At 67.6% G+C, this 5,791-nt stretch carries 4 protein-coding genes; 1 reads left to right on the plus strand and 3 read right to left on the minus strand.

What is annotated here, in order from left to right; genetic code table 11:
- Positions 1-371 precede the first annotated feature (371 nt).
- Entirely contained in the window at positions 372-728 is a 357-nt protein-coding gene (locus ACJ73U_RS23625) for a hypothetical protein (protein ID WP_407779870.1), read from the minus strand.
- A 6-nt stretch (positions 729-734) separates the two neighbouring features.
- On the opposite strand from ACJ73U_RS23625, the gene ACJ73U_RS23630 reads away from it, so the two are divergent.
- Positions 735-2,687: a hypothetical protein gene (locus tag ACJ73U_RS23630; protein WP_407779871.1), complete on the plus strand. Its 1,953-nt coding sequence runs from the start codon at positions 735-737 to the stop codon at positions 2,685-2,687.
- A 58-nt stretch (positions 2,688-2,745) separates the two neighbouring features.
- Here ACJ73U_RS23630 and ACJ73U_RS23635 read toward each other — a convergent pair whose 3' ends face one another.
- Both ACJ73U_RS23635 and ACJ73U_RS23640 read right to left on the minus strand, forming a co-directional pair.
- Positions 2,746-5,061: an ATP-binding protein gene (locus ACJ73U_RS23635; RefSeq protein ID WP_407779873.1), complete on the minus strand. Its 2,316-nt coding sequence runs from the start codon at positions 5,059-5,061 to the stop codon at positions 2,746-2,748.
- Between the two features lie 101 nt (positions 5,062-5,162).
- The coding region (locus ACJ73U_RS23640; RefSeq protein ID WP_407779872.1) for a TIR domain-containing protein at positions 5,163-5,791 on the minus strand (629 nt) is incomplete at its 5' end.

The following is a 5,791-nucleotide window of genomic DNA, read 5'->3' on the forward strand; positions in this document are numbered from 1 at the left end:
CGCCCGCGACGTTGGCCACCGCGAGTACCAGATCCTGTGCCGGGCCGCGATGTCCGAGGTCGACACCGCGGGTGATCGACACGGAGACACCCCGCAGTGTCGCGTCGAGTTCAGCGCGATCGACCTCGTTGACGTCGTCCGCGAACCTCAGGACAACGGCACGCTCGTTCATCCAGGCATGATGTCATCACTCCCGGATGATGTGGTTGCATGGGTCGATGAGCGCGGGTCCCGTCGAACGGCTGCTGGACCTTCTCGCCGAGCCGGCGAGGGTACTGGCCGGTAGCGAATACCAGACAGCGGCAACACTCCGTGCACAGGAGGACTTCGCCACGCTAGCGGAGTACTACGGGCTGCTCTCGACCAGAGCACTACGTGCCGGGGATTACCGGCGGGCACAGCGTCTCCTGCTCGCCGAGCGAAGTGTCGCCCGACGAGTCGGCGATCACCGGCGCGCGGCTGACGCAACCCATCATCTCGCACAACGCCACCGCCTGCAGACCCACTTTCTCGTGGCAGAGGTCTGGCACCGAACGTTGCGCCGGGACGAACTCGACGAAGCCACGGCGTTGGCGCACGCCCGCGCGTGGCGCGAACTCGCCGCAACACGTGAGGTTTCGGCCTCCTATGCGGAGGGACACGAGTACTACGAACGCGCACTGGCCGTGTGCGACCGCTTCCCGCATCTGTCCGAGTTGCACGGGGCTCGCGTTCGTGCTCTGCTGCAACGATCGATGCTCTACAGAGTGCAGGGCAACCTCGACGACGCGGTCGCGATGGTGCGCGAGGCACGCCGGTTCGTCGAGACCAACGCCACCGACGCCTTCACCGAAGGCCTCGTGGCCCTGCGGGAGGGCGGTCTCGAAGTCGTATTAGGCCGCGGTGCCCCGGCTCTGGAGGCCTACCGGAGGGCCGAGAAGCACTTCACCGGGGTGAGCCGCACCAACGTCGACATCGTGCGGATTCGTCAGATCACGTGCCTGCGGATGGTGGGTGAGCTGCCGCAGGCACTCAAGCAGGCAGACCGGCTGGAAGCCGAGTTCCGCGCGGAGCAGGACGCCTACCGGCTGGGGCAGGTACTCCTGGAGAAGGCCGAGGTCCTGAACGATCTGGGTGATCAGCCGGCGGTCGCGGCCACCCTGGAGGCCGCACGTCCGCTGTATGAGAACCAGACGACGCTCGAAGCGTTGCGGTGGCACCGGCACGTGGCGCGAACCCTGATAGCCACAAGGAAGGACGCGGCGGCGGCAGCCCAGCACCTCGCCGCTGTGCTCGAAGTCGCTTCCGCGCCAGAACGCGCGGACCTGACCCGCACGATGTTGGCCCTGTCCGACCTGCTCCGACTGTCCGACGACGTCCCCGTCCCGTCGCGGCTCTGGCTCACCGCAAGCCGCGCCGCGCTGCTGGCCGCGGACTGGCAGCGTCCCTCCCTGGACGAGCCCGCGACCCGCTGGTCGATGCACGCCCAGCGGGAGGAGGTCTACGCGGCCGGTGTACTGCTGCATGCGAGGACCGGTGACACGGCGGCAGTCGCCCAGATCGCTGAGACAGGACGCGCGGACGTCCTGAACCAGATCCTCTCCGGCAAGACCGCCGTAGGCACCCTCGATGAGCTGCGCGTCGTCCCAGCTCCCTCGGATCCCACGACGCTGAGCAAGGTGTTCGAAGTCGGTGCCATCGCCGCCACCACCCTGGGGACCGGCCAGTTGGCCGCCCCGATGCCCGACCTTCCCTTTCCCGGGCATCTCCCGCCGGACACGGAACTCGCCGAGCACGCTGAGGTGGTTGTACTCGCCCAGGTCGGCACCGACACCACCGACTGGTGGTCCACGTGCACGGTGTGGACCAGGGAGACGGGCTGGCAGACCCGGTTCGAGGTCGCCGCCCCGGCCGTCGGGACGCTACTGGACAAGCTGTCGCGGGGAGACGAACTACCGCAGCGTGGCATCACCCGGAAGACGTGGGAGAGCCTTGGTATCTCCCTGTTCCCACACGAGGAGATCTGGTCCGGCACCGGCGACCGCCCTCAGTCGGTCCTGGTGTGCCCGGACCCGCGACTGTGGCAGGTGCCACTCGGCGCACTTGTCCGGGGCGGGTTGCACCTCGCCGACGTGGCCGAAGTCGCGCTCACCCCGAGTCTGCGCACAGCGGGGTTGATGACCACCAGGAGCCGTACCCGGCCGAGCCAGCCTACGGGCCCGGCGGTCAGCATTCTCGACACGCGACTGCCCGGTCACGATCTCGAACGCGAGGCGCTGAACGCCTGGCCGAACGGTCACGTCCAGCTCCCCGACCTCGACGTGCTCAGCCAGGCCTCATTGTTGTACGTCAACGGATACGGTGGCACCGCAGGCGAGTCGGCCTCCCTCGGCCACACGAAGATCACGCTGGAACGCCTGGCCAACCTGGCGCTGCCCCCGGTGGTCGTGCTCAACGGCTGCTGGAGCGGCACCGCAGCGAGCCGGTACGGCACGGACCCGCTGAGCCTGGCGGTAGGAGCGATGCTGGGAGGCGCGGACACGGTGATCGCCGGCACCGGGACCATCGGCGGAATCGGCTCGGCGCTGGTGGTACAGCATCTGCTCCCGCTGCTCAGTTTGGGTGTTCCGCGCTCCGGTCGGCGCAGTTGCGTGTACGGGACGAACACCTCGAGCTCGGACCGTTCGACTGGGCGGGACTCTGCGTGATGGGTGTCGACACCCGCTGGACCGGCCAGACCTTCACCAGCGACGCGTGACCAGGCCACTACCGACGACCATCCGCACGGAACGCGCTGAGATCCGCCCGAAGCTCGCTCGCCAGTGGTGATCCGACCTCGTCCAGCAGGTCCACGGCGTCCTGGAAGAACGCGTCCGCGGCCGCGTGATCGCCGGTGGCCTGGGCGACCTTGCCCAGGCCACCGAGGGCCAACGCCTCCTCGAACCGGCTGCCGCAGCTATTGCTTGCCTCGATGGCCGACCTGTGCGACTGCTCGGCCTCGCCGTACCTGCCAAGGCGCCGCAGAACCTGGCCAAGGGCGTTGTGCGCGCGAGCGATGTCCATGACCATCCCCCGGCCCAGCTGCCGACAGAGCGTAAGCGACTCCGTCAAGTGCTGTTCCGCATCGGCAAGGTGCCCTAACTCCAACTCGATCCACCCGATCGAGCGGATCGTGATGGCGACGTTGCGCACCGATCCCACACTCCGATAGAAGTCGAGTGCCTTCCTGTCGAGCCGGAGCGCCTTGTCGAACTCACGACGGTTGCGGTGGACCACTGCCTGCTGGGCAAGTGTGTTGCTGGCTCCATACTTGTCGCCGACCTCGTGGAACAGCCGGTTGGCGATCTCGTACTGCACCAGAGCGGCATCGTCATCACCGCGTTCGTGCCATGCGACGCCCAGGTAGCTCCTGGTGATGGCTTCAGCCCTTCGGTCACCCGATCGGATCACGCCTGCCAGCGCGAGTTGGTGACTCTCGATCCACTCGTGGGTTCGCTTGGTGAGGAAGAAGAACCCGCGGAAGAAGTACGCCAGCCGCCATCTCGCGGTGTCCAGACCCGGTTCGTCCAGCCTGCACAACGCGACGGCGTTAGCGGTCTCGGTGTGGAACCATGTCAAGGCGCCGTCGTAGTCGTCGAACGGCGCCGGTACCGGCGCGGCTCCTGGCAGCGGAATCCGGTACCGGTGCGGTTCCAGGAGTTCGTCCGCGTACCTGGCGGTGTGCACGAAGTAGTCGAGCACCCGCAGACGTGCGTCGTGGGTGTTCTGGTCGCCGTTCGCCAGCTCCTCCGTGTAAAGCCGGATGAGATCGTGCATTTCGAAGCGTCCTGCGACCTCCCGGGCCAGGTGCACGCGGACGAGCGTCCGCAGGTGCCTGACCGCGGTACGTGGTGACAGGTCGGACAGCGCTGCGATGATGTTCGCGTCGAACGTCCGTCCCGGGAACAGGCCGACTGCCCGGAAGACCGCGGCGACATCGACGGGGAGCTGGCGGTACGACCACGAGAACACGCCACGCGGAGCCGACCGTGGGTCGGGTCCGTCGAGTTCCTCCAGGCGGTCGTGTTCGTCGACCAGTTCTTCCACGAGTGACGCGAGGGGCACCTCCGGGCGTACCCGTGCGTTCTCCGCCACCACGCGCAACGCGAGCGGGAGCCGTCCGCACAGATCCACGAGTCGCTCAGCCGCCGCGACTTCCTGACCGACACGGGGCCCGACCAGCTCGCGCAGCAGATGTACGGACTCCGCAGTGGTCAACAGGTCCAGTCCGATGACCGTCGCGTCGTGATGAATGACCAATCCGGACAACGTTTCCCGACTGGTGATCAACACCGGGCATAGCGGCGTCCCCGGCAGCAACGGCCGTACCTGCTCCTCGCCGCGGGCATTGTCCAACAGGACCAGCACCCGCCTGCCAGCCAGCGTCGACCGCAACGCCGACGAGCGGCTGGCCACGTCGTCCGGCATGGCGGAAGTGTCCAGGCCCAACCGGTCAAGCCAGTTGGTGAGTACCTCCTCGGGTGACACCGGTTCGTCCGGCCCCCAGCCGCGCAGGTCCTGGTACAGAACGCCGTCCACGAAGTCGCCGACGTGCCGCCAGGCCCAGTTGACCGCCAGTGCTGTCTTGCCGATGCCTGGCTCACCGGTCACCACCGCCATCGGCACCGTGCCGCTGCCCGTGCCGAGCAACAACCCGTCCAGGGCGGCGAGCTCGGTACGCCGGGCGGTGAACTCACCCACCCCTGGCGGAAGCAGTTGCGGCACCTGATCACCGCGTTTGGCGGAAGGGCCGGGCAGGGTCGCCGGTCTAGCCCGCCGGGGCCGGACACCGGCTTCGGCGCAGGCCGCCTCGTAGAGCCGGTCCCAGTCCCGGACACCAGTGGCCGCGACCGGAATGTTCATCAACACCAGGCGCATGACCGGCCACGTCGTGGTCGGGCTCGGCAGGGCTCGCCCCTTCTGCGCGTCGTCCCACGTCGACTTCCCGATTCCACTCGCCGCTTCAGCCGCGCGGACCCCGCCGAGCACTCCCACGGCTCTGGCCAGCCCTTCGCGCAGCCGAACCTGGTTCCGCCCCGACATCTTCGACACGTCGACCAGCCTCCCTCCCCGTGGTCAGACGCAGGTTCTCCAGCGTAAGCCGATGTCCGGGCCGGACCCCGAGTTCGTGGCCAACTCGGTGATCAGCCGGGCTCATGAGGTCGTCTGACGAAGGCAGCGAGTCCAGCGAACCGGGCGGAGTCCTTCCAGGACCTGTCGCTGTCGTCGACCGGGCAGCCGGCCGCTCTCAACCGGGAGACCACCTTGGCGATGGCAGGACCGGAGCCGTCGAACCGAACGACGTGCAGTCCGCCCAGGTCGCTGATAGGCCGGAGCGAGCCGATCTCAATCACGATCGTACTTTTCGGGTAAGCCATCAACGCCATGCCGAGTTCGACGAGGATGTTCGGTCGCGCCTGGCTCCCAATCCCCGTCTCGAAGTCAGGATCCCGATCACCCGCCAGGTCGGGATGCAACTTAACCGTGTCATCCGGAGTCATCAGTACCACGATCGCCTGCGCGATCTCGGGCGCACGCCGGACCACGTCAACGATGTTCGGCGACGTACCGCCGGTGGCGTTCACGAGCAGTTCGAAGTCCTGTGGCCGCAGGTCTAGAGCCTGCAGGAACGAGAAGAAGGTGTCCCGCACCTGCCTGTCGCGGCCATGCACGACGAACACTTTGCGCGAGGTGTCTTCCAGCGCACGCGTCGTCTCAGCGACCGCCCTGGTGTCGAGCGTCGCGCGCGACGCTCGATCAAGTTCGTCCGCGA

It is taken from the genome of Actinophytocola sp., assembly GCF_045807065.1.
In the GTDB taxonomy this organism is placed as follows: Bacteria; Actinomycetota; Actinomycetes; order Mycobacteriales; family Pseudonocardiaceae; genus Actinophytocola.

Excerpts from the sequence above, each read along its gene's own strand:
- ACJ73U_RS23635 (WP_407779873.1), bottom strand. The coding sequence starts at position 5,061 with ATGTCGGGGCGGAACCAGGTTCGGCTGCGCGAAGGGCTGGCCAGAGCC.
- ACJ73U_RS23630 (WP_407779871.1), top strand. The coding sequence starts at position 735 with ATGCTCTACAGAGTGCAGGGCAACCTCGACGACGCGGTCGCGATGGTG.